We start from the raw sequence: 18,743 nt of genomic DNA on the forward strand, positions 1-18,743 counted from the left end.
GTCGCGCTCCTATGCCGCACGGCGATCGGCGGCCCGGCGCAAGATTGCATCCGCAGCCTCGGCCTCGGCCCGCAGCACTGGCCAATCCGGCACGTCATTGTCCCATTCGACGAGGCTTGCGATGGGCCCGGTTCGGGCAACCAGCTCCTCGTAAAGCGCCCAGACGGGATCTTTGACGGGGGTATCGTGTGAATCGATCAGCAGCGTAGCGCCGAGTTCATCGACGGTTTCGGAGTGGCCGCTCAAGTGGATTTCGCGCACCCGTTTAACCGGGAAGCGGGACAGGTAGTCGAAAGGGCTCGTGTGATGGTTGGTGGAGGCGACAAAGACGTTGTTGACGTCCAGGAGGAGACCGCAGCCGGTGCGACGCGCAATTTCTTCGAGGAAGGCCGTCTCCTCGATGGTGCTCTCTTCGAAGAGCAGGTAGGTCGCCGGGTTTTCGAGCAGCATCTGCCGCTTCAGCACGCTTTGTACTTCGTCGATATGTTCGACAACGCGCGCAAGCGTCGTCTCAGTGTAGGGCAAGGGGAGCAGATCGTTCAAAAAGACATCGTCATGCGTCGACCAGGCGAGATGCTCGGAAAAGCTCTCAGGCTCGTAGCGATCGCAGAGCGCCTTCACGCGGCTAAGATGATCCCGGTCGAGCGGCTGCATCGATCCGATCGACAGGCCGACGCCGTGGACCGACAATGCGTAATCTTCTCTCAGCCGACCCAACTGCGCGTGCGGCGGGCCACCCGCTCCCATGTAATTTTCGGCGTGTACTTCGAAGAAGCCGATCGGCTGGCGGCGGGCGTTAATACTGGTGAAGTGTTCCGGCTTGAAACCCACGCCAGCGCGGCGCGGCAGTTTGGACGGCTTCATGGCTGATCTCCCAGACTTCGTTAGGACAGCGACACGAACCACCCGTGTCGCTGTCGATTGATCGGCGTCAGGTCAGGCCGGAGCTGGACCTTGCGTCAGCGAGCCGTGGCCGTTCGGCGTCTTCATCGAAACGCACGTACCCGTGGGAACGAGCTTCCAGGAGTTCTGTTGAAAGTCGACCTTGGATGTGCCCGCGCATGTCGTGCCAGGCCCGGCCGCGCAGTCGTTTTGCCCTTTGAGGGCGATTCCATAGCACTTCTCCTTCGAGGTATCGGCAGCGGAAACTTCTACGGTGCCGATCAGGGACAAGGCGGTCGCCACCGAAGCGGCAAAGACGGTTGCTGAAATATTGGACATGATGATCTCCGGTCCTTGAAGCTGAGTGATGTCGGCGAGCAATCAGGCCGGCATCAGCGAGCCGTGGCCCTTCGGGGTTTTCATCGACGTGCAAGTGCCGGTGGGGACGAGCTTGAAGGAAGCCTTGTCGTAGCTCATGGTCGACTTGCCGGCACAATCATGCTTGCCGGCAGCGCAGTCGTTCTGGCCCTTGAGAGCCACACCGTAGCACTTTTCCTTGGAGTCGGCGGCCGAAGCTACCGGTGCATTAATCGTTGCAAGCGCAGAAGCCAGCGAACCTGCGAGAGCCAAGGCGATGATGCTGTTTTTCATGGGTCCATCTCCGTTTGAAGGACAAGCCGTGATTGGCTTGCACTGGGGTCTACGGAGGCATCCGGCCGGTTGTTACAGCCGCCGTCGTGATTTTTTTGCGCGGCCCCATCTTGCCGCGCCCTCGATTGCGAGAGAAAACGCTTGCGAACCAAAGCTTTCCGGCCGGATCGAAAAATCGTGTCCGACGCCGGTAACAAAAACGTGTGACAATCCGTAGAGGATAATGCGGGTGAGGCATTCGACGCGTGAAGAGGAGTGGGCGGAGTGGATGCGTGACGCTCTCAAGGGCGATACGCTGGCCTATCACCGCTTTCTCGCCGCCGTCACGCCGCATCTGCGCGCCATGGCCCGCAGGCGATGTGACCAGCTTGGCGCCCCGGCAAGCGAGGCCGAGGACGTGGTGCAGGAGGTGCTGCTTGCGGTCCATCTTAAGCGCGGCAGCTGGGATCCGTCGCGCCCGATCGGCCCGTGGCTATCGGCCATCGTGCGCAACAAGCTGATCGATAGCCTTCGCCGTCGCGGGCGGCATGTGAACGTACCGGTGGAAGACGTAATCGACACGCTGGAGGCCGAGGAGCAGACTGATGCCATGGATCGACTGGATGCCGATCACCTGCTGGAGCGTTTGAAGGATCCCCAGCGTGACATTGTCCGTTCGATATCGCTGCAAGGCGCCGGCGTGCGCGAAACAGCCGAGCGGCTGAAAATGACTGAAGGGGCCGTGCGCGTCGCACTGCATCGTGCGCTGAAGTCGCTGGCGGCCCTTTATCGGAGTGAAACACGTGAAGACGAATGACCTGATCAACCTTTTGGCGCAAGATGCTCCGGTTCGCACCCGGTTGGGGCGCGTTCTTGCCCTCGCGCTCGTCGCTGGCGTTGTCCTGTCAGGCGGCATTCTTTTGTCGACGATCGGTATCCGTCACGACATGTGGAGCATCTTCGAAACCGCGCGAGTGCTCTTCAAGATCGGCTTCACCCTCGTGCTTGCCGTGACTGCCTGCATCGTCGTGTTCCGCATCGGCCGTCCCGGTGTTGCGATGAAGGCAAGCGTCGCAGCGCTGCTGCTGCCGCTTGCGCTCCTGATCGCAGCGGTTACAGCAGAGATGAACGTGATCCCGTCTGCTGCCTGGGAAACGAGCCTTGTCGGCAACAATGCCCGCTTCTGCCTGATGTTCATTCCGCTGTTGTCGCTGGCGCCGTTGGCAGGCTTCATGCTCGCCTTGCGAAACGGCGCACCGAAACGCCCCTCGCTCGCGGGCGCGGCAGCCGGCCTTGCGGCAGGCGGCATCGCGGCGGCGCTCTACGCCTGGCATTGCCCGGACGACAGCCCGCTTTTCGTCGCAACCTGGTACACGATTGCAATCGCGGCCGTGACAGCAATCGGCAGCCTGATTGGACGTCGTTACCTGCGCTGGTAGTGTCCTTTCGGGGAAGAAACAGGAAGCTGTGGAGCGGCTTTCACTTGGCAACTCTCGGCCGCGTGGCTGCTGGTTTACGGCATAAGACCCGCTGGACAACGGCTCCGCAAAGACTGGATTGCATCGACAGCGAGGGAGCGGGATAGCAGCTCACAATCCTATCCGGCGGTGAGCCCATCTGCCGGCAACGCCGCCGTCGTCCTAGGGCCTCGTCGTGAGGCGCTTTAACGGCGCAGGCGCGCTTCACAGAGATCCTTGACGAGAGACTGCAGCACCTTGATCCGCTCGACCAGCCAGGCCAGCTCCTCGCTCGTGATCTCGTAATGCGGCGAATAGCGGGCGTCGACATAAGCGCGGTCGAGCCGGGTAAAGCAGCGCCTGGCAAACTTGCTGTCGCGCGGCCATGCTTCGATCAGCCGCGGCTCGACCCGTTCGGCATGCGTGCGAAGCACACTCAGCCGATGCGACTTCGGGGAGTAGAGCGTGAGCACGAGGAGGGCGCAATGATACGCTTCCTCCGTCGCCTGATGCAGCATGAAGGCGCCGTGACGCCAGATGTCGTTGGAGAGACTAAATTCAGCAACTTTGAGTGCGTCTGCCGATAGCTGGAACCACTGCTCGAAATGCCGCTGCGCTTCCACGCGAGCCGCCTCCGGTGTCAGCGGTTTCGGCGCGGCCAGCGGATGGCCGGGCGTTTCATAGAGCACGATCCCGTCACGGGCGATGTCCATGAAGAACGGCAGTCCGCGCGAAAGCTTGTCGTTGACGTCGGCGAGGCTATGGGCAATCACCTTGGCCGGTGTCTTAAGATGGCCGGTGACGGCGAACTCCCGTGTCAGCCGATCGTCGATCGTCTGCCAGACGTCGTTCTCCTCGGCGAAGCTCTCGACGTTGACGACGGCCAGCAGATCGTAATCGGAACGATAGCCGCTGTCACGATCCTCAACCCAGTCGCCGCGCGAATAGCTGCCAAACAGGATCAGTTTCAGGATGCGGCCGGCGCGGGCCTTGTCCGACAGCTTGTGCTTCTGGGCGTCCTCGAACTCCTCGAAGATGATCTCAACGACGCGGGCAAGCTCACGGCGCTTCTTGTCGGGGAGATGATCGAGCTGTTCAGGAATGATCAAGGCAATCTGCCCTTTGTGTTCTGCAATTACCAATACCGCAATGCGCAAGATTCTCTACTGCCGATGGCAAAAGCGCAAGAGGTCTTCGGTCGCATACGCCGATGGCGCGCTTACTCGTCCCCGAACTCGAAGGGCCAAATCTGGGCGCCATGCAAAATACAAAGAATGCGTATCCGATCCGCCATTAGCATGTAGGCTGCGATGTATGGTGTGCACGGAATTACCAGTTCGCGCGTTCCCTCAATTCGGCCAGGTCGACCGCGTCGGGAAAATCAAGGAGGCGACGGACGGTTCGCGCGATTTCCTCGTCGACGTGAACCGCCCGCCTTCGGGTTGTCACGTTCAATGTGTCATTCGCGCCATGGGCCGAGCCGGATCACGCAGTGAACTGTCCGCCTGCCGATCCCGATCAAGAGATCGTTTGCGGTGCCTCGGGATTTGGTCAGAGCTTGGGAAAGACTGATGCTCTCTTGACCGTTCCGTAGGCAAAGCTCGTATCGATCGCAGCAATGCCTTCGATGCTGTGCAACTGATGCCGGACGAACTGCTCGTAGTCCTTGAGGCTTTCGACCAGGACCCTGAGGAGATAGTCGGCTTCGCCGGTCATTACATAGCAATCCTGGATATTGTCGATCATCCGCACCTTGCGTTCGAAGGCCGCGACGGAGGCTTCGGAATGACGCTCGAGCCTGATCCGGACGAAGGCCGTGATCGGCAGGCCATAGGCCTCCTCGTCGACGATCGCCGTATAACCCTTGATGATCTTGGCCTCTTCGAGAAGGCGGAGCCGCCTCAAGCAGGGCGACGGCGAGAGCGCAACCTTTTCGGAGAGCTCCTGGTTGGAAAGCCGGCCCTCTCCTTGCAGCGCCCAAATGATCTGCCTGTCCTTTTCGTCCATTTTCGCCCCATTGCTAGCAGATTCTGCCAAACCTCGTGGTCTACGCCACTGAAATAGCAAGAAATCGATACGCGGAGAAGCATATTGTCGATGTCATTGAAACCAAGAGGCCCGCAATGACCGACATCACGTCAGATTTCCATCAATCCAGGAACGGATTGCTTTCTCCGACGACGGTCGGTTATCTCGTTCTCTCCGTCGTGGTGCTGATCTGGGCGGGCTTCGCGCTGACCATGCGGGCCATGGGCGCATCGCCGCTCGCCCCCGCCGATGTCGCTGTCATCCGCTTCGCGATCCCGATCGTCGCTCTCCTGCCGGCGATACCGCAGAGGCTTGCTGCGCTGATGAAAGTTCGGCCGAGGGACGCGGCTCTGGTATTGCTCGGCGGCGTGCCCTTCTTCCTGATCGTCTCGGCAGGAGCGCGGACGACGTCGGCGGCTTATGTCGGCGCCCTGATTGCGGGAACCACCCCTCTCTCGGTGGCCGTGCTGACCGCCCTCATCGAGCGTCGGGGCGTGCCGAGGAAGCAGTGGCTGCCGCTTGCGCTGATCCTTGCAGGTGTCTTCGGCATCGTTGCCGGACAACGGTATGCCATCACCGCCGAAATGTTGCGCGGCGTCGGCCTGCTCCTGATCGCAAGCCTTGTCTGGGGCGCTTACACGATCGGTCTCAAGCGAACCGGCGTCGATGCTATCGGCAACGGACTGCTGCTGTCGGTGTGCTCGCTCGTCGTTCTGATTGCCATGCTCTTCGCCGGTGTCGCCACGACGCATGTCGGGCAATTCACGTTGCATCAGGCCCTGCCTTTCATCCTGGTCCAGGGGCTCGGCGTCGGCCTTGTCTCGACCGTCGGCTATGCGTTTGCCATCTCCCGGCTGGGTGCAGCCAGAAGCGCGACCATCGGCTCGCTCGCACCGGCGCTGGCCAGCCTGCTTGCGATCCCGGTGCTTGGCGAGCCGCTCACCGTGGCAACCGCGGCCGGCATTGCCGTTATCACCACTGGCGTGATCCTCGCAAACCGTCGCTAAATCAGGCCCTATGGAGGAACGAATGCTTGCCGCTCTGCCAATCGCCGAACCCGATCCGTTGTGGGCCCTGATCCGTTCGTTCCGGCATGATCGCCGTGCGGACAAGATAGATCTCGTCGTCGGCGTCTATCGCGATGCGTCGGGGGAGACGCCGGTGATGTGCGCCGTTCAGGAGGCCGAGGCCCGCCTTGCTTCCGCAGCCGCGTCCAAGTCGTACAGGGCCCTGTCCGGGAACATGGCTTTCAACGAGGGAATTTCCGCGTTCCTTCTGGGGGCAGACACCGAGACGCTCGGGCGTCAATGCACCATCCAGACAGTCGGCGGGACGGGTGCGCTCAGGGTGCTCGCCGATTTCATCGCCCTTGTTTCGCCGGACGCGACCATGTGGAATACCAATCCCGGCTATGTGAACCATCGCCCGATCATGACCGCGGCAGGACTGCAGGTGAAGTCGTTCCGCTGGCAGGAAAACGACACGGGGCTCGATATCGAAGCCGCTTTCGCCGACCTCGATGAGGCTCGAAAGGGCGACGTGGTCATCCTACATGGTTGCTGCCACAATCCCACGGGCGTGGATCCGTCGCTTGAGCAGTGGCGCCGGATCGCAGCCTTCTGCAAGGACAAAGGCCTTACACCGATGGTCGACATGGCCTATCAGGGCTTCGGCGATGGTGTAGAGGAAGACGCGGCGGGCCTCAGGCTGCTGGCCGGCGCGCTTGACACTCTTCTCGTCGCCGCGAGCTGCTCGAAGAACATGGGCCTCTATTGCGAGCGGACCGGCGCGGCTATGGTGATTGCGCCCGACAGCAAGCCGCTCTCAAACATCCGCGCCACGCTGGAGCGAATAGCGCGCGCCAGCTACTCCATGCCGCCTGAGCACGGCGCCGCCATTGCCGCCGCCCTGTTCGAAAACCCTCGGGCATGGCTTGCGGAACTGGAGATCAGCCGCCGTCGGGTCGCTGGGATTCGCCGCGACCTCGGCGCAGCACTCCGCGAACACGGGGCACCCGCCAAGTTCCAGGCGCTGTGCCGGCAGAAAGGCATGTTTTCGCTGCTGCCCCTCGACAGCCATCAGATGACCAGGCTTCGCGAGGAATTCGGCGTCTACGGCACGGCAAGCGGCCGCATCAATATCGCCGGGCTGCTGCCGGATCAGGTCGACAGGCTGGCCGCCGCGCTCTGTGCGGTGTTGAGAAACGTTGCTGTTGCCAATTTACGTTGAGCGCTGGCGCCCGCTGCAATCTCGTCGGCAGTGATGATGTGCGGCAGTCAATTGCGTGGGGCTACACTCGGCTGCGTCCACATGAACCATGGCCAACACGATCTCAACCAAGATCGCTCCGAGCAGCGGCTCAAAGTTCTTTCTCGCCTTCTGTCTCCCTGCTATCGTGGAAGTGAGGAGACGGCGCCATGAGCGAGACCCGAAAGCTGGCTGCAATCCTGGCCGCGGACGTGGTTGGGTACAGCCGACTTGCCGGCGCCGACGAGGACCGCACCCTGGCGAGGTTGCGGGCATTGCGCAGCGATCTCATCGATCCGACGATCGCCGTGCACCATGGCCGGGTGGTGAAGCGCACCGGCGATGGTGCGCTGGTCGAGTTCCGCAGCGTGGTGGACGCCGTGCGCTGCGCCCTTGAGGTGCAGAACGGTATGGTGGAGCGCAATGACGGCGTGCCGCAGGACCGTCGCATCGAGTTCCGGATCGGCATCCATTTGGGCGACGTCGTCGAGGAAAGCGACGGCGATCTGATGGGCGACGGCGTCAACATCGCCTCGCGATTGGAGGGCGTCGCAGCAGCGGGCGCGATCTGCCTGTCCGAGGATGCCTATCGCCAAGTCAAAGCGAGGCTTGACCTCTCGGTCAGCGATCTCGGCAACACGCAACTCAAGAACATCGCCGAGCCGATCCGGGTCTATTCGCTGCAAGTCGGCAGCGCCCGGACCAAGGCAGTCGCAACCTCGGAATTCGCGACGAGTCAACCGGCGACTGCAGCCTCGCCGAAGCTGTCGATCGCCGTCCTGCCCTTCGCCAACATGAGCGGTGACGCCGAACAGGATTACTTCGCCGACGGCATCTCGGAAGACATCATCACGGCGCTTTCGAAGCTGTCGCAACTCTTCGTCATCGCCCGCAATTCGTCGTTCACTTTCAAGGGCAAGAACGTCCAGGTGCAGGAGGTGGGCACGAAGCTCGGCGTGCGGCATGTACTTGAGGGCAGCGTACGCAAATCGGGGAACAGGGTACGCATCACCGCGCAGCTCATCGACGCAACCACCGGCGGGCATCTGTGGGCGGAGCGGTTCGATCGCGAGCTCACCGACATATTCGCGGTTCAGGACGATGTCACGCAGCAGATCGTCGGCGCGCTGGCGGTCAATCTGACAGAGGGCGATCGGCAAAGACTGGCGCCGGGGCAGACCCGGCACCCTGAGGCGTATGACTGCTTCTTGCGTGGCAGGGAGCTGTGGCACCGGCTGACCAAGCAAACGAACAGAGACGCCCGCGACCTTTTGCAACATGCCGTCGAACTGGACCCGAACTTCGCCTCAGCGCACGCCTTCCTCGCCCTTACCCACGGGCTCGACTACCTGAACCGGTGGAGCGAGTCGCCGCAACGCTCTATCGAGCAAGCCGAAGAGGCTGCGACGCTGGCGGTAGCGCGGGATGATAGCGATCCCGTGGCCCACTGGGCACTGAGTGTGGTCAAGCTTTACTCGCGACAGCACGATAGAGCCATCAGCGAGGCCTTGCGTGCGATAGTCCTCAATCCGAACTTCGCCGAAGGGCAGGTCAGCCTCGGCGAGGCACTAATCTATTCAGGCAGATCCGAGGAGGCACTCGCCTATTTCGATCGGGCGAGGGTCCTGAACCCGTACTTTCCGGATGTCGTTCTCCACTTTCAGGCCTTGGCCTTGTTTCAACTGCGAAGGTACGAAGAGGCCGTCGAACTGTTGCTGCAGCGCGTGAGCCGCAACCCCGTCACCGATGTCTCGCGCGCGCTTCTGGCCGCCTGTTACGGACACCTCGGCCGTTTCGAAGAGGCTCGCGCGAGGTGGCAAGAGGTGTTGCGCGTCAATCCCGACTATTCATTGGAATACCGTCGCAAAGTCTTGCCTTTCAAGAACCCCGCCCATTTCGAGCTCGTCTTGGAGGGGCTACGCAATGCCGGGATCATACAATGACGGGTGCATGTGTCCGATCTTGAACCTGTTGCCGCCATTTGCACGGAGGATGAGCAATAGCCAGTGCGGGTGTGATCGACAGCAAGGTCTGCGTCCAGGAAGGTGCGAAGCCTCCCTCTAGGGCCGACATGGGGCGCGTTCCCGCCAGACGTTCACCCTTAATCCGAATGTACCGAATGCTAACCTTTATCAGGTGAGCTCGTTGACGGAGCACACCCAGGCAGAGTGTCTTCTCACCGGATTGAAGGCCGTGATAAAAAGGGCCCATGGGCATCAAGAACTATCTAATCGAAGGCGGCTCGGGTACTGGAAAGACGTCAGTCGCTACCGAACTGGAGCGGCGGGGCTACCATGTCGTCCATGGTGACCGCGTTTTGGCCTATGTCGGCGACCCCGAGACAGGCCAGGCGCTCGCAGGACCACCCGAAGGGGCAGACCGCATCGCTTGGGGATACACTCACTGGATCTGGTCTGTCGACAAGGTCCGAGCTATCGCTGCCGACACCACCCATCCTGCCACGTTCTTTTGTGGCGGTTCGCGCAATTTTCACAAATTCCTGGACCTGTTCGATGAGGTTTTCGTACTCGACATCGACGTTGAGACGTTGAACCGACGACTAGATGGGCGGCCGAATGAGCCGGGCTTCGAGCCGGCCGAGCGGGAGCTGGTACTCCGCTACCATCGTAACCGGGAGCATCTTCCTGCCGGCAATAATATCGACACGGCGAATACCGTCCCAAGTGTCGTCGACGATATCCTCGCTAAACTCACCTGAAGCACGGCAGGTTTGTGATCGGACCCCGAACTCCAGTTTCCGGGACCCCTCGCTTTCGATAAGTACCTCTTATCGGAAGTGAATGATTCAAAAGCAAATATGCGAGGAGCAGCCCCGTTGCGATCGTGCCAGTTCGACGAAGCGGCGCTTTACCTCACCGACGCGCCGGCGGCAAAGCCCGATATACCCCATCCCGCCATCGACCGGTCGGATATCCTGCCCCGGCCAAACAAAGCGGTTGCTCTCGGTCAGGACGATCCAGGAACGCTCGTCGTCGAGCCGGAGCTGTCGCTTCGTCGCCGGCGGAATTTCGATCGCATCTTCTCCATTGTCAGGCGGCGTGTGGGTGATCGGCAAACGCGAACCGTCAGCGTCCGGTCGTCGAGATGCGCAACGATCGCCAGCACAGGCGCAGGGCGTTCCCCTTACCAACCCTCCTCGCAGCCTTCGAGATTTCGTCAATGCCAGAGTTAGGAGTAACGAAGGACCAATAACGGCAATACCACCGCACCGCCCACAAAATCACCTCACCTCGAAAGGGCACCACTTGAAATCGCTCATCAGAAATCTCGCTGAAATCTTCGGCGCTCTTTCGGACATCAGCAAGATTTTTGCGGCAGAGCCATGTGGCAGGTATTCGCTTTTGAAGAGCCTTTGGAGATCATCGGGCTTGCCAAGCCCAGGCGCATTGCTGCGAACCTTTGTTACAAGGTATTAAATGCGCAACTTCTTGGGAAGACTTGAGTATTTGATCCTGGCAGTGATCAAAAGGAAATGGTGCCCAGAAGAGGACTCGAACCTCCACGCCTCGCGGCACAGGTACCTGAAACCTGCGCGTCTACCAATTCCGCCATCTGGGCGACGGAGAGCCATGTACGGGCGCGGCACCTTGCTGTCAACAGGGTTTTTGAAGTTTTCCTGACAGGCAGCAAAAAACTCGTTGATGCCGGTGCATGCTGACGACGGTGCAATCTGAGGCGGCGGTAGCGATCGACACAATCCGCCCTATATGTGCAGTAAGAAAGGATCGTCTAAATGCCCGGCCTTCACAACCTCTGCCTGATTGCGCTCTTCTCACTGCTGCCCTGTGCGGCTTTTGCGATGCCGCTTGGCGCCTTTTCATCCGCCACCGGCCAATCGGACATCGTCCGTGTGGGGTCGACCATGTGCGATGCGCGCGGCTGCTTTACCTTCGGGCCGGTGCAATCGTTCCGCCCGTCCTACGTCCAGCCCAACTATCGACCGCCGACGGCCACCGGCCCGACCTACTATCGGCCAGGCGCACGGGGGCCGGCACCGCTTTATTACGATCCGCCGCCAGTGCGCACGGTGCAGCCGAAGACGCAAGGACGACAATTCCACGTCGATTGGTGCCGCAATCAGTATCGGACCTACAATCCGAAGACCGACCGGTTCCTGACCTACGAAGGCATCTACAAGACCTGCAATTCACCTTACGACTAGGCTCAGCTTTCCAGCGAGGCGCGATCGACGTGGCCGAGGTCCCGGCCGGGTTCGATGATGTCGCGGACGCGCTGCTTCAACTCCTTCGGACCGGGAAAGCCACCGTCACGCTTGCGCTCCCAGATCAGCGCATCATCGACGCGTATTTCGAAGTTGCCGCCGGTACCAGGAATGAGCGCCACCTCGCCGATGCTGTCGGTGAAGGTCTGCAGAAGCTCCTGCGCCATCCAGCCGGCGCGCAGCAGCCAGTTGCATTGGGTGCAGTAGAGGATCGTCACGCGGGCTTTCTTGTCGCTCATGGCAGGGCTTCCTTTCGTCATCCCGATTTAAGAACTGCAGTGTCCTTCCGCAATCCATATTGCAATGACGAAGCGCTTGGTGTTCCTCTCCTGGTTAAAGATCGGACAGGAGACGCTGATGCGGGTTGCCGTCATCGAGAACATGAAGAGCACGCCGCTCGGGTCGCTCGGGACGGCGCTTTTGGAGGCGAACGCCGAGATCGAGCGCTTCCATCCGTGGATCGACGGCAAGCTGCCGACAAGCATTGCTGATCACGACGCGCTCGTGGTGCTCGGCGGCGAACAGAATGCGATCGACGACGCGAACTATCCCTACCTGCCGGCGCTTGCACAATTGATGCGGGATTTCACGGAGGCCGACAAGGCGGTGCTCGGCATCTGCCTCGGGGCGCAGATCCTGGCGCGCGCCTACGGTGCGCAAAACCACCTGAATGCCGGATTGGAGTTTGGCTGGCACTCGGTCGCCAAGTCAGAGGATGGGCAGGCGGATCCGTTGCTATCGGGGCTCACAGACGATTTCAAGACATTCCAGTGGCATAGCGACACCTTCACGCTGCCGCAGGGCGCGACGCGGCTTGCAGTCAGCGAGCTCACGCAGAACCAGGCGTTTCGTATCGGGCGCGCGGCCTACGGCACCCAGTTCCATTTCGAGGCCAGCGCATCTGTCATCGATAGCTGGAAGGGCGAATTTGCGGAATCGATCGAGGAGATGGAGCCGGGCTGGCATGAACGCTACCCGGCGCTGGCCGCTGCCCATGCCGCGGCATCAGATGCCGCCGGCCTTACCATCGGCCGCAACTGGGTGCGCATGATCCGCGCCGAAGCGCGATCACTGCCCAAGGCGGTGGTCGCCGACGCGTAAGTCGGCGACCTGACATGCCCTAGCCAGAATTAAGTGGCGGAGCGTATCCAGACGAGCATTTCGCCCGGCGCGCGGTTGTCCCACAGATGATAGGGCACAAAGCGCGCGGTCCCCTTCTCGGCAGCCGGCGGCTTGGTTCGATAGAGCGTCGCTCCCCAATCCGATTCATCCTTGGTTACAGGAATATCGAGCGCGACCGCACCGCCGAGCTCGGCGATCTCCGCCGTCTTCACCGATATGTCCTCGCCAAGCCGGATCCCGTTCAGGCCCGCGCCGTTGTCCGTCGCCTCGACGCAATAGACGAGAGGGCCGCGCATCAGGGCGGTGCGGCCGGCATCTTGACGCACCAGTGGGTTTGCCCAGAGCGCGCGCGTTTCCAGTGGGATGTTGAGGTCGATCTTGTCGCCATCGCGCCATTCGCGCCCGATGCGGGCGTAGCCATCGACGTCGACAGAGCCAATGCTGATCGGCTCACCATTGACCGCAAGCGTAGCACCATTTGCCCATTCAGGAATGCGCAGCGAAACGGCAAACCGCGCCGACTTGCTTGCCTTGATGTCGAAGTGAACCGCGCCATGCCAGGGGTAGCGGGTCTTCTGGGTCAGCTCGACATCCGTGCCGGCAATCTTGAACCGGGCCTTGCCTTCGCCGTAGAGATGGACGGCAATTTCGTCGTCCGCGACCCCATACATATAGGAGCCGATCGAGGCGAGCAGGCGGGCGATATTCGGCGGGCAGCAGGGGCAATGGTGCCAGATCCAGCGGTGGTGCTTGCCGGCGCTTTCCAGCGGGTTCTCGTAAAAGAACGTCTTGCCGTCGAGCGAGAGGCCGGCCATTGCGCCGTTATAAAGCGCCTGCTCCATGATGTCGGCATAGCGGCGGTTCGGGCCGCGTCCGAGCATGCGGTTTGCCCAAAAGACCAGGCCGACGGAGGCGCAGGTCTCGGCATACGCGCTTTCGTTCGGCAGATCATAATAGTCGGTGAAGCCCTCGTTGGCGGCGGCCGGCCCGATGCCGCCGGTGACATACATCTGCTTGGTCGTCAGGTCGTCCCAGAGGGTTTCGAGGGCGCCGGTCAGGCTGTCATCATTGTATTCGGTCGCGATGTCGGCCATGCCGGAATAGAGATACATGGCGCGAACGGCGTGGCCGACGACCTTCTTCTGCTCGCGAACCGGCTGATGCGCCTGGCCGTATTCATAAGTCTTCTGATGGAAGTCGGCTGCACTGCGGCCATCGCGGATCGCTTCTTCGGTGAAGAAATGCGGCTCCGTGCCACGCTCGTCCACAAAGAACTTGGCAAGGTCCAGATACTTCTTCTCACCGGTCGCACGCGCAAGCTTGACCAGTGCCAGCTCAATTTCCTCGTGGCCGCAATAGCCCGGCATCTTGCCTGGGCCGTGGCCGAAAACGGTAATCATGTAATCGGCAAAGCGGCACATGATATCGAGCAACTTGCGCTTGCCGGTGGCCTGATAGTAGGCAACCGCACCTTCCATCAGGTGACCGGCGCAATAAAGTTCATGATGATCGCGCAGGTTGGTCCAGCGGCGGTCGGGCTGAACTCGTTGGAACCAGGCGTTCACATAGCCGTCCTTGTCCTGCAGCTTTTCGTACATGTCGACGATGGCATCGACGCGGGCTTCCAGTGCGGGATTGGCGCGGCGATAGAGCGAATAGGCAACCGTCTCAATCGACTTGCCGAGGTCGCTGTCCCAGAACATCTGCGTCGAGCCACCCCAGGGACCGATCGGGATGACAACGCCGGGACTCGGCTTGGTGACGTCGATCGCCTGCAGCATGCCCGCTTCGACGCAGCGGTCGAGCAGCGTTTCAGCGGTGCCGTCGCAGATCGCGTCCTGGCGCTCCCCGAACAGGCCATGCACATCGACATCAGGCACGGGAAGCGGACGAAACTGGCGGTCTCTTTTCAACTTGTTCATGGCTTGATCCATCTTTCTTCAAAAGTCATTTCACTGCGCCGGCCATGAGCCCGCGCATGTAGTAGCGTTGCAGAAGCAGGAAAACGATGAGGCAGGGGATCGTCATGACGGCGACACCCGCCTGCACGGCGCCCCAGTTGATCGCGCCCAGACGACCGGCGCGCACGGCCATCATCAGGACGGGCAGCGTGTATTTCTCGTTGCTGGAAAGCAGCACGAGCGCAGCCAGGAATTCGTTCCAGGCGTTGAGGAAGGCAAAGATTGCCACCGTCGCGACCCCCGGCAGCACGAGCGGCAGCAGGACCAACACAAGCATCTTCAGGTCATGGGCGCCGTCGATACGGGCTGCTTCCTCGATCTCCTTCGGCACCGCGTCGAAGGCGTTACGCATCATGAACACCGAGAACGGCAGTTGCAGGGTCACATAGACCAGCGTCAAACCGAACAGTGAATTGTTGAGCCCGAGCTTGGCGAGGATGATGAAGAGTGGCGTCAGGATCGACTGGAAGGGGATCATCAGCGTCGCGATGATCAGGATGAAGAAGACGTTCTTCATCGGGAAACGATAGCGCGAGAAACCGTAGCCGGCGAGCAGGCTGATGACCACGGTCAGCACCACTGTCGCAACGGACACGATGAGCGAATTGAGGGTGTGCTGCAAAATGCCGGCACCGAAACTGTCGAGCGAGCGATAGGAATCGAAGCTGATGCCGCTCGTCGGCCATGGCGGCAGCGGCGGCAGCCGCGCCTCCGTGCCATGCCGGAGCGAGGCGAGCAGGGTGATAACAAACGGAGCGAGAAAGAAGATGGCGATGGCTATACCCGTGCCGTGATAGGCGGCCTGCGCACGGATAACACGGCTTCGCTTGCGACCAGTGACGAGGCTCATCAGCGCTCCTCCCCGACACGCAGCAGCCAGAGCTGCACAACGCTGATGACCACGAGAATGGCCAGAAGTGCAATGGAGAGGGCCGCGCCGTATCCTAGATTGAAGGACACGAACGACTGGTTGAAGATGTAGTAGACGACGGAGATCATTCGGTTTTGCGGTCCGCCAGAGGTCATGATGTAGAACTGATCGAAAGCGAGAATCGAGCCGGTCACGGAAATGATCAGCGCAAGCGCGATCGTGCGGCGCATCAGCGGCAGCGTCAGAAAGCGGAAGCGCTGCCACCAGTTGGCGCCATCGACGACGGCCGCCTCGGTCAGATCGGTCGGAATCGCCTGTAGGCCTGTCAGCAGGATGATCATTGTAAAGCCGGCTATCTTCCACACGACCATGACGCAGATCGTCAGGAACGCGCTGTCGAAGGTAGCAAGCAGATTGGGGCTCTTCTCGACCAGTCCGAGTGCCTTCAGGGCGGGACCGATGAAACCGCTGTCGACATTGGCGAGCCACACCCACAATAGCGACGCCGACGCCAGACCGACGACGACGGGTAGAAAGATAACGGTGCGATAAGTGCTGACGAAGGCCCGCTGCCGCTCGACAAAAAGCGCAAGCGGAAAGGCGACCGCGAAGATCAGGATCGTCACGATAACCGTATAATAGGCCGTGAAGTTCAGCGCCGCGACGAAGCGGCCGTCATTGAACATGCGGAGATAGTTGTTGAAGCCGATCCAGCGCTGGGCCCCCATCAGCGGCCAGTTGTGAAGGCTCATCCAGGCGGTGAAGCCCACCGGCAGCACGAAGAACACGATCACCAAAAGCATCGCCGGAGCGATATAGAGAAGGCCCGTCCATTCCGGTCGTGGGGCACGTCTGCGCACGCATGCTGTCTGCTTTCGACCCGTCACGGTCATCGAAACACTCCGCATCATTCCTGATAAAATCGGCCGGAGGACTGCCACCATCCTCCGGCCACGGCCTTGGGAGATTACTGGCCGCTGTCGATGATAGACTGCATCTCCGACTGCGCGTTCTTGAAGGCACCGTCGACATCGTCACCGAAGATGGCGGCGTTAGTGAAGGTCGCCCACGGACCGTTGGCGCTGTTGATCAGATCGTTGAACTGCAGCGTGTAGGGCGTTTTGGCGACCGAAATGGCCTTCAAGCCGACCTGCATCCGCGGATCGAGCCCCTCGAGCACCTTGTCGGCGATATCACCGCGGGTCGGCAGGCTGCCGTACTTCGCCATGACTTTCTGGCCGTCCATCGAATAGATGTATTCGAGGAATTCCTTCACGGCGTCGATCTTCTTGGTGCCCTTGGTGATGACGAAGTTGTCACCGCCGGCAAACGAAGAAGGCTTGCCGTCAACGCCCGGAATGAGGGTCACGCCGAAGTTGATGTCGGGATGCTCGGTGACGAGCGTGCCGATTGCAAAGGCGCCGAGACTCTGCTGGCCGATCTTGCCGTTGGTGAAGGTCAGGAAGTTGGCGCCGTTGTCGCTGGCAGCGCTCGCCGGAACGAGGTCCTTCTTCACCATGTCGCGATAGTAATCGACCGCCTTGCGCATCTGCGGGGTGTCGAGCGTCGCCGTCTTGCCGTCAGCCGACAGGATATCGGCGCCTGCACCCCAGGTGAGTGGCGTGAACGTGAAGATCATGCAGCCGCCGCAGCCGCCGCCGGAGAAATAGAAGCCGTAGGTGTCATCACCGAGCTTGCGGATCTTCTCGGCGTTGGCGGTGATTTCCTCCCAGGTCGCGGGCGCCTTTTCAGGATCGAGACCTGCCTTCTTGTAGAGGTCCTTGTTCCAGGCAAAGACCGAGGTTTCGACCGACAACGGCAGGCCGTAGACGCGATCCTGATAGGTGCCGAGGCGCACATGCGACGGCGACAGCGAGTTGAAATAGGGCAGCTTCTTTGCCCAGTCCGTCAGATCTTCCAACTGTCCCGCAGCGGCAAAAGCCGGGTTGTAGATAAGGTCCATCGACAACGCATCCGGCGCCTGGCCACCAGCGATGGCGGTTGCGTATTTCTGGACAAGTTCCGAGAACGGCACTTCGGTCGCGACAACCTGGTTCTCGTGGCTGGAGTTGTAGGCTTCGACAACCTTCTTGAAGGACTCGCCGATACCTGTGCGAACCCACATTTCGACCTTTTCGGCGGCCGATGCTCCGGACACCAGGCATAGGGTGGCAACGCTTGTCGCAGCCAACAGACGCTTAATCATGGCACTCCTCCCAAATTGGCGCACTCCTTAGCGCCGGTTCCTCATCTCTTGGGGCTTTGGGCCCCGCATGACTGCCGCACCACAAGCCGGCACGGCAATTTCCTGACACCCGGTTCCACCGGGCGACCCTCCGCCAGCGCCAGGACCGTCAACCCGGCCTGGCGCCCCAGTTCCTTCAACTCCATATCGACGGAAGTGAGCGGCGGCCGCGTCTGGTCAGCGACAATCTCCCAATTGTCGAAACCGACCACGGAAACATCCTCAGGCACCCGAATACCGCGCTCGCGCAGCGCATCCACCGCGCCACGGGCAATCTGATCGTTGCCGCAGAAGATCGCGTCCGGCTTTTCACCCTCTCCGTTCCAGATCTCCGCGACGGCTTCGTGGCCCCAGGATTCCGCCCAATGCCCAAACCTGACGAGCCCTTCCCCACCGATCACCTCGCGATAGGCGTCGGCGCGCTCGCGAACTGAGAAGAAGCTCTCAGGCCCAGTCACATGGGCAATCCGCCGACGGCCCATTTTCACCAGCCATTCCACCGCCAACCGCGCACCCTGCGCGTCATCGGAGCTGAAGGTGACGCTTGCAGGCGTCCCTTCCGTGAACGCGTAGACGACAGGCACGTGCAGGTTCGACAGATCGACCGGAAGCTGCCGGTCCAGTCGCTTTCCGGTGGCTATGATCCCATCCACCTGCTTTTCCAACATGGCATCGACATGGGTCTGGCCAAGTGCTGGATCATCTTCGATTGCACAAAGAAAGACCGACACACCGTGATCGACGAGCGCTTCGGAAATGCCGGCCATCACAGGCAGCGTGAAGCGCCCATACGTATCGTTGGTCAAAAGCCCGATCGTGAAACTGCGCTTGCTCAGCAGACCGCGGGCGAGCGCGTTCGGACGAAAACCGACTTCGCCGGCGATGCGCTTTACCCGCTCCCGGGTTTCGGCGCTCATGCGGCCGGTTTCGTTTAGCGCCTTCGAGGCGGTGGAAATGCTGACGCCCGCCGCCGCCGCGACGTCGTGGATGGTGATCCGGCCTCTTTTTCCTCCCGCGATGTTCACCGCGCTCCTCCTCATTTGTGGATGAGAAAAGC

Annotated in this window: 20 protein-coding genes, 1 tRNA gene and 1 pseudogene; 8 read left to right on the top strand and 14 right to left on the bottom strand. The window is 61.0% G+C overall.

Annotation, left to right across the window (positions count from 1 at the left end; all coding sequences use genetic code 11):
* Positions 1–9: 9 nt before the first annotated feature.
* The 3 genes from ATY79_RS13745 to ATY79_RS13755 form a co-directional block, all read right to left on the bottom strand.
* Positions 10–864 (bottom strand): DUF692 domain-containing protein, encoded by an 855-nt coding sequence (locus ATY79_RS13745; protein ID WP_088690947.1) that lies wholly within the window; start codon positions 862–864, stop codon positions 10–12.
* A gap of 72 nt (positions 865–936) precedes the next feature.
* The gene (locus ATY79_RS13750) at positions 937–1,221 is read right to left on the bottom strand and encodes a DUF2282 domain-containing protein (RefSeq protein WP_088691472.1); all 285 of its coding nucleotides are present in this window, start codon (positions 1,219–1,221) and stop codon (positions 937–939) included.
* Between the two features lie 42 nt (positions 1,222–1,263).
* The gene (locus ATY79_RS13755) at positions 1,264–1,533 is read right to left on the bottom strand and encodes a DUF2282 domain-containing protein (protein WP_088690946.1); all 270 of its coding nucleotides are present in this window, start codon (positions 1,531–1,533) and stop codon (positions 1,264–1,266) included.
* A 229-nt stretch (positions 1,534–1,762) separates the two neighbouring features.
* On the opposite strand from ATY79_RS13755, the gene ATY79_RS13760 reads away from it, so the two are divergent.
* Positions 1,763–2,329, top strand: coding sequence for a sigma-70 family RNA polymerase sigma factor (locus ATY79_RS13760; RefSeq protein WP_088690945.1), 567 nt, complete (start codon positions 1,763–1,765; stop codon positions 2,327–2,329).
* Complete coding sequence (locus ATY79_RS13765; RefSeq protein ID WP_088704144.1) at positions 2,316–2,951, top strand: DUF1109 domain-containing protein; 636 nt, start codon at positions 2,316–2,318, stop codon at positions 2,949–2,951. The genes ATY79_RS13760 and ATY79_RS13765 overlap by 14 nt, the downstream gene beginning before the upstream one ends.
* A 224-nt stretch (positions 2,952–3,175) precedes the next feature.
* On the opposite strand, the gene ATY79_RS13770 is transcribed toward ATY79_RS13765, so the two are convergent.
* From ATY79_RS13770 to ATY79_RS13780, 3 genes and pseudogenes are all read right to left on the bottom strand, one after another.
* Positions 3,176–4,078: a HEPN domain-containing protein gene (locus ATY79_RS13770; protein ID WP_088704201.1), complete on the bottom strand. Its 903-nt coding sequence runs from the start codon at positions 4,076–4,078 to the stop codon at positions 3,176–3,178.
* A 110-nt stretch (positions 4,079–4,188) separates the two neighbouring features.
* Positions 4,189–4,425, bottom strand: a pseudogene (locus tag ATY79_RS31540) (type II toxin-antitoxin system RelE/ParE family toxin).
* Positions 4,426–4,520: 95 nt separating this feature from the next.
* Positions 4,521–4,976: an Lrp/AsnC family transcriptional regulator gene (locus ATY79_RS13780; protein WP_088690942.1), complete on the bottom strand. Its 456-nt coding sequence runs from the start codon at positions 4,974–4,976 to the stop codon at positions 4,521–4,523.
* Positions 4,977–5,092: 116 nt separating this feature from the next.
* Between ATY79_RS13780 and ATY79_RS13785 the strand changes: the two genes are divergently transcribed.
* From ATY79_RS13785 to ATY79_RS13800, 4 genes are all read left to right on the top strand, one after another.
* Positions 5,093–6,004, top strand: coding sequence for a DMT family transporter (locus ATY79_RS13785; protein WP_088690941.1), 912 nt, complete (start codon positions 5,093–5,095; stop codon positions 6,002–6,004).
* Positions 6,005–6,026: 22 nt separating this feature from the next.
* Positions 6,027–7,226 carry an aromatic amino acid transaminase gene (locus tag ATY79_RS13790; RefSeq protein ID WP_088704145.1) on the top strand — a complete coding sequence of 400 codons (1,200 nt, stop codon included), beginning with the start codon at positions 6,027–6,029 and terminating at the stop codon, positions 7,224–7,226.
* Positions 7,227–7,414: 188 nt separating this feature from the next.
* Positions 7,415–9,187: an adenylate/guanylate cyclase domain-containing protein gene (locus ATY79_RS13795; protein ID WP_088704146.1), complete on the top strand. Its 1,773-nt coding sequence runs from the start codon at positions 7,415–7,417 to the stop codon at positions 9,185–9,187.
* A gap of 266 nt (positions 9,188–9,453) precedes the next feature.
* Complete coding sequence (locus ATY79_RS13800; protein ID WP_088704147.1) at positions 9,454–9,963, top strand: nucleoside kinase; 510 nt, start codon at positions 9,454–9,456, stop codon at positions 9,961–9,963.
* 87 nt (positions 9,964–10,050) lie between these two features.
* On the opposite strand, the gene ATY79_RS31965 is transcribed toward ATY79_RS13800, so the two are convergent.
* Together ATY79_RS31965 and ATY79_RS13810 are read right to left on the bottom strand one after the other, a co-directional pair.
* On the bottom strand, positions 10,051–10,320 hold the full coding sequence (locus tag ATY79_RS31965; protein WP_348627567.1) for a hypothetical protein: 270 nt from the start codon (positions 10,318–10,320) through the stop codon (positions 10,051–10,053).
* A 418-nt stretch (positions 10,321–10,738) separates the two neighbouring features.
* Positions 10,739–10,823: transfer RNA gene (locus tag ATY79_RS13810), tRNA-Leu, on the bottom strand.
* A gap of 241 nt (positions 10,824–11,064) precedes the next feature.
* Between ATY79_RS13810 and ATY79_RS13815 the strand changes: the two genes are divergently transcribed.
* Positions 11,065–11,427 (top strand): BA14K family protein, encoded by a 363-nt coding sequence (locus ATY79_RS13815; RefSeq protein ID WP_245306826.1) that lies wholly within the window; start codon positions 11,065–11,067, stop codon positions 11,425–11,427.
* Between the two features lie 2 nt (positions 11,428–11,429).
* Here ATY79_RS13815 and ATY79_RS13820 read toward each other — a convergent pair whose 3' ends face one another.
* The gene (locus ATY79_RS13820) at positions 11,430–11,726 is read right to left on the bottom strand and encodes a SelT/SelW/SelH family protein (RefSeq protein WP_088704149.1); all 297 of its coding nucleotides are present in this window, start codon (positions 11,724–11,726) and stop codon (positions 11,430–11,432) included.
* Positions 11,727–11,844: 118 nt separating this feature from the next.
* Between ATY79_RS13820 and ATY79_RS13825 the strand changes: the two genes are divergently transcribed.
* Positions 11,845–12,588 carry a type 1 glutamine amidotransferase gene (locus ATY79_RS13825; protein ID WP_088704150.1) on the top strand — a complete coding sequence of 248 codons (744 nt, stop codon included), beginning with the start codon at positions 11,845–11,847 and terminating at the stop codon, positions 12,586–12,588.
* 29 nt (positions 12,589–12,617) lie between these two features.
* On the opposite strand, the gene ATY79_RS13830 is transcribed toward ATY79_RS13825, so the two are convergent.
* From ATY79_RS13830 to ATY79_RS13850, 5 genes are all read right to left on the bottom strand, one after another.
* Positions 12,618–14,531: a beta-L-arabinofuranosidase domain-containing protein gene (locus tag ATY79_RS13830; RefSeq protein ID WP_088704202.1), complete on the bottom strand. Its 1,914-nt coding sequence runs from the start codon at positions 14,529–14,531 to the stop codon at positions 12,618–12,620.
* A 25-nt stretch (positions 14,532–14,556) separates the two neighbouring features.
* Positions 14,557–15,420: a carbohydrate ABC transporter permease gene (locus tag ATY79_RS13835; RefSeq protein WP_088692522.1), complete on the bottom strand. Its 864-nt coding sequence runs from the start codon at positions 15,418–15,420 to the stop codon at positions 14,557–14,559.
* Positions 15,420–16,334 (bottom strand): sugar ABC transporter permease, encoded by a 915-nt coding sequence (locus ATY79_RS13840; protein WP_088692626.1) that lies wholly within the window; start codon positions 16,332–16,334, stop codon positions 15,420–15,422. The genes ATY79_RS13835 and ATY79_RS13840 overlap by 1 nt, the downstream gene beginning before the upstream one ends.
* A gap of 74 nt (positions 16,335–16,408) precedes the next feature.
* Entirely contained in the window at positions 16,409–17,647 is a 1,239-nt protein-coding gene (locus tag ATY79_RS13845; RefSeq protein WP_088692523.1) for a sugar ABC transporter substrate-binding protein, read from the bottom strand.
* A 41-nt stretch (positions 17,648–17,688) separates the two neighbouring features.
* Entirely contained in the window at positions 17,689–18,711 is a 1,023-nt protein-coding gene (locus ATY79_RS13850; protein ID WP_088704151.1) for a LacI family DNA-binding transcriptional regulator, read from the bottom strand.
* Positions 18,712–18,743: the final 32 nt, after the last annotated feature.

This window comes from Rhizobium sp. R693 (assembly GCF_002211315.1).
In the GTDB taxonomy this organism is placed as follows: Bacteria; Pseudomonadota; Alphaproteobacteria; order Rhizobiales; family Rhizobiaceae; genus Rhizobium.

What these genes read in the sequence shown, in the direction of transcription:
- ATY79_RS13745 (WP_088690947.1), bottom strand. Translation starts at nt 864, where the DNA reads ATGAAGCCGTCCAAACTGCCGCGCCGCGCTGGCGTGGGTTTCAAGCCG.
- ATY79_RS13750 (WP_088691472.1), bottom strand. Translation starts at nt 1,221, where the DNA reads ATGTCCAATATTTCAGCAACCGTCTTTGCCGCTTCGGTGGCGACCGCC.
- ATY79_RS13755 (WP_088690946.1), bottom strand. Translation starts at nt 1,533, where the DNA reads ATGAAAAACAGCATCATCGCCTTGGCTCTCGCAGGTTCGCTGGCTTCT.
- ATY79_RS13780 (WP_088690942.1), bottom strand. Translation starts at nt 4,976, where the DNA reads ATGGACGAAAAGGACAGGCAGATCATTTGGGCGCTGCAAGGAGAGGGC.
- ATY79_RS13785 (WP_088690941.1), top strand. Translation starts at nt 5,093, where the DNA reads ATGACCGACATCACGTCAGATTTCCATCAATCCAGGAACGGATTGCTT.
- ATY79_RS13790 (WP_088704145.1), top strand. Translation starts at nt 6,027, where the DNA reads ATGCTTGCCGCTCTGCCAATCGCCGAACCCGATCCGTTGTGGGCCCTG.
- ATY79_RS13795 (WP_088704146.1), top strand. Translation starts at nt 7,415, where the DNA reads ATGAGCGAGACCCGAAAGCTGGCTGCAATCCTGGCCGCGGACGTGGTT.
- ATY79_RS13800 (WP_088704147.1), top strand. Translation starts at nt 9,454, where the DNA reads ATGGGCATCAAGAACTATCTAATCGAAGGCGGCTCGGGTACTGGAAAG.
- ATY79_RS13815 (WP_245306826.1), top strand. Translation starts at nt 11,065, where the DNA reads ATGCCGCTTGGCGCCTTTTCATCCGCCACCGGCCAATCGGACATCGTC.
- ATY79_RS13820 (WP_088704149.1), bottom strand. Translation starts at nt 11,726, where the DNA reads ATGAGCGACAAGAAAGCCCGCGTGACGATCCTCTACTGCACCCAATGC.
- ATY79_RS13825 (WP_088704150.1), top strand. Translation starts at nt 11,845, where the DNA reads ATGCGGGTTGCCGTCATCGAGAACATGAAGAGCACGCCGCTCGGGTCG.
- ATY79_RS13830 (WP_088704202.1), bottom strand. Translation starts at nt 14,531, where the DNA reads ATGAACAAGTTGAAAAGAGACCGCCAGTTTCGTCCGCTTCCCGTGCCT.
- ATY79_RS13835 (WP_088692522.1), bottom strand. Translation starts at nt 15,420, where the DNA reads ATGAGCCTCGTCACTGGTCGCAAGCGAAGCCGTGTTATCCGTGCGCAG.
- ATY79_RS13840 (WP_088692626.1), bottom strand. Translation starts at nt 16,334, where the DNA reads ATGACCGTGACGGGTCGAAAGCAGACAGCATGCGTGCGCAGACGTGCC.
- ATY79_RS13845 (WP_088692523.1), bottom strand. Translation starts at nt 17,647, where the DNA reads ATGATTAAGCGTCTGTTGGCTGCGACAAGCGTTGCCACCCTATGCCTG.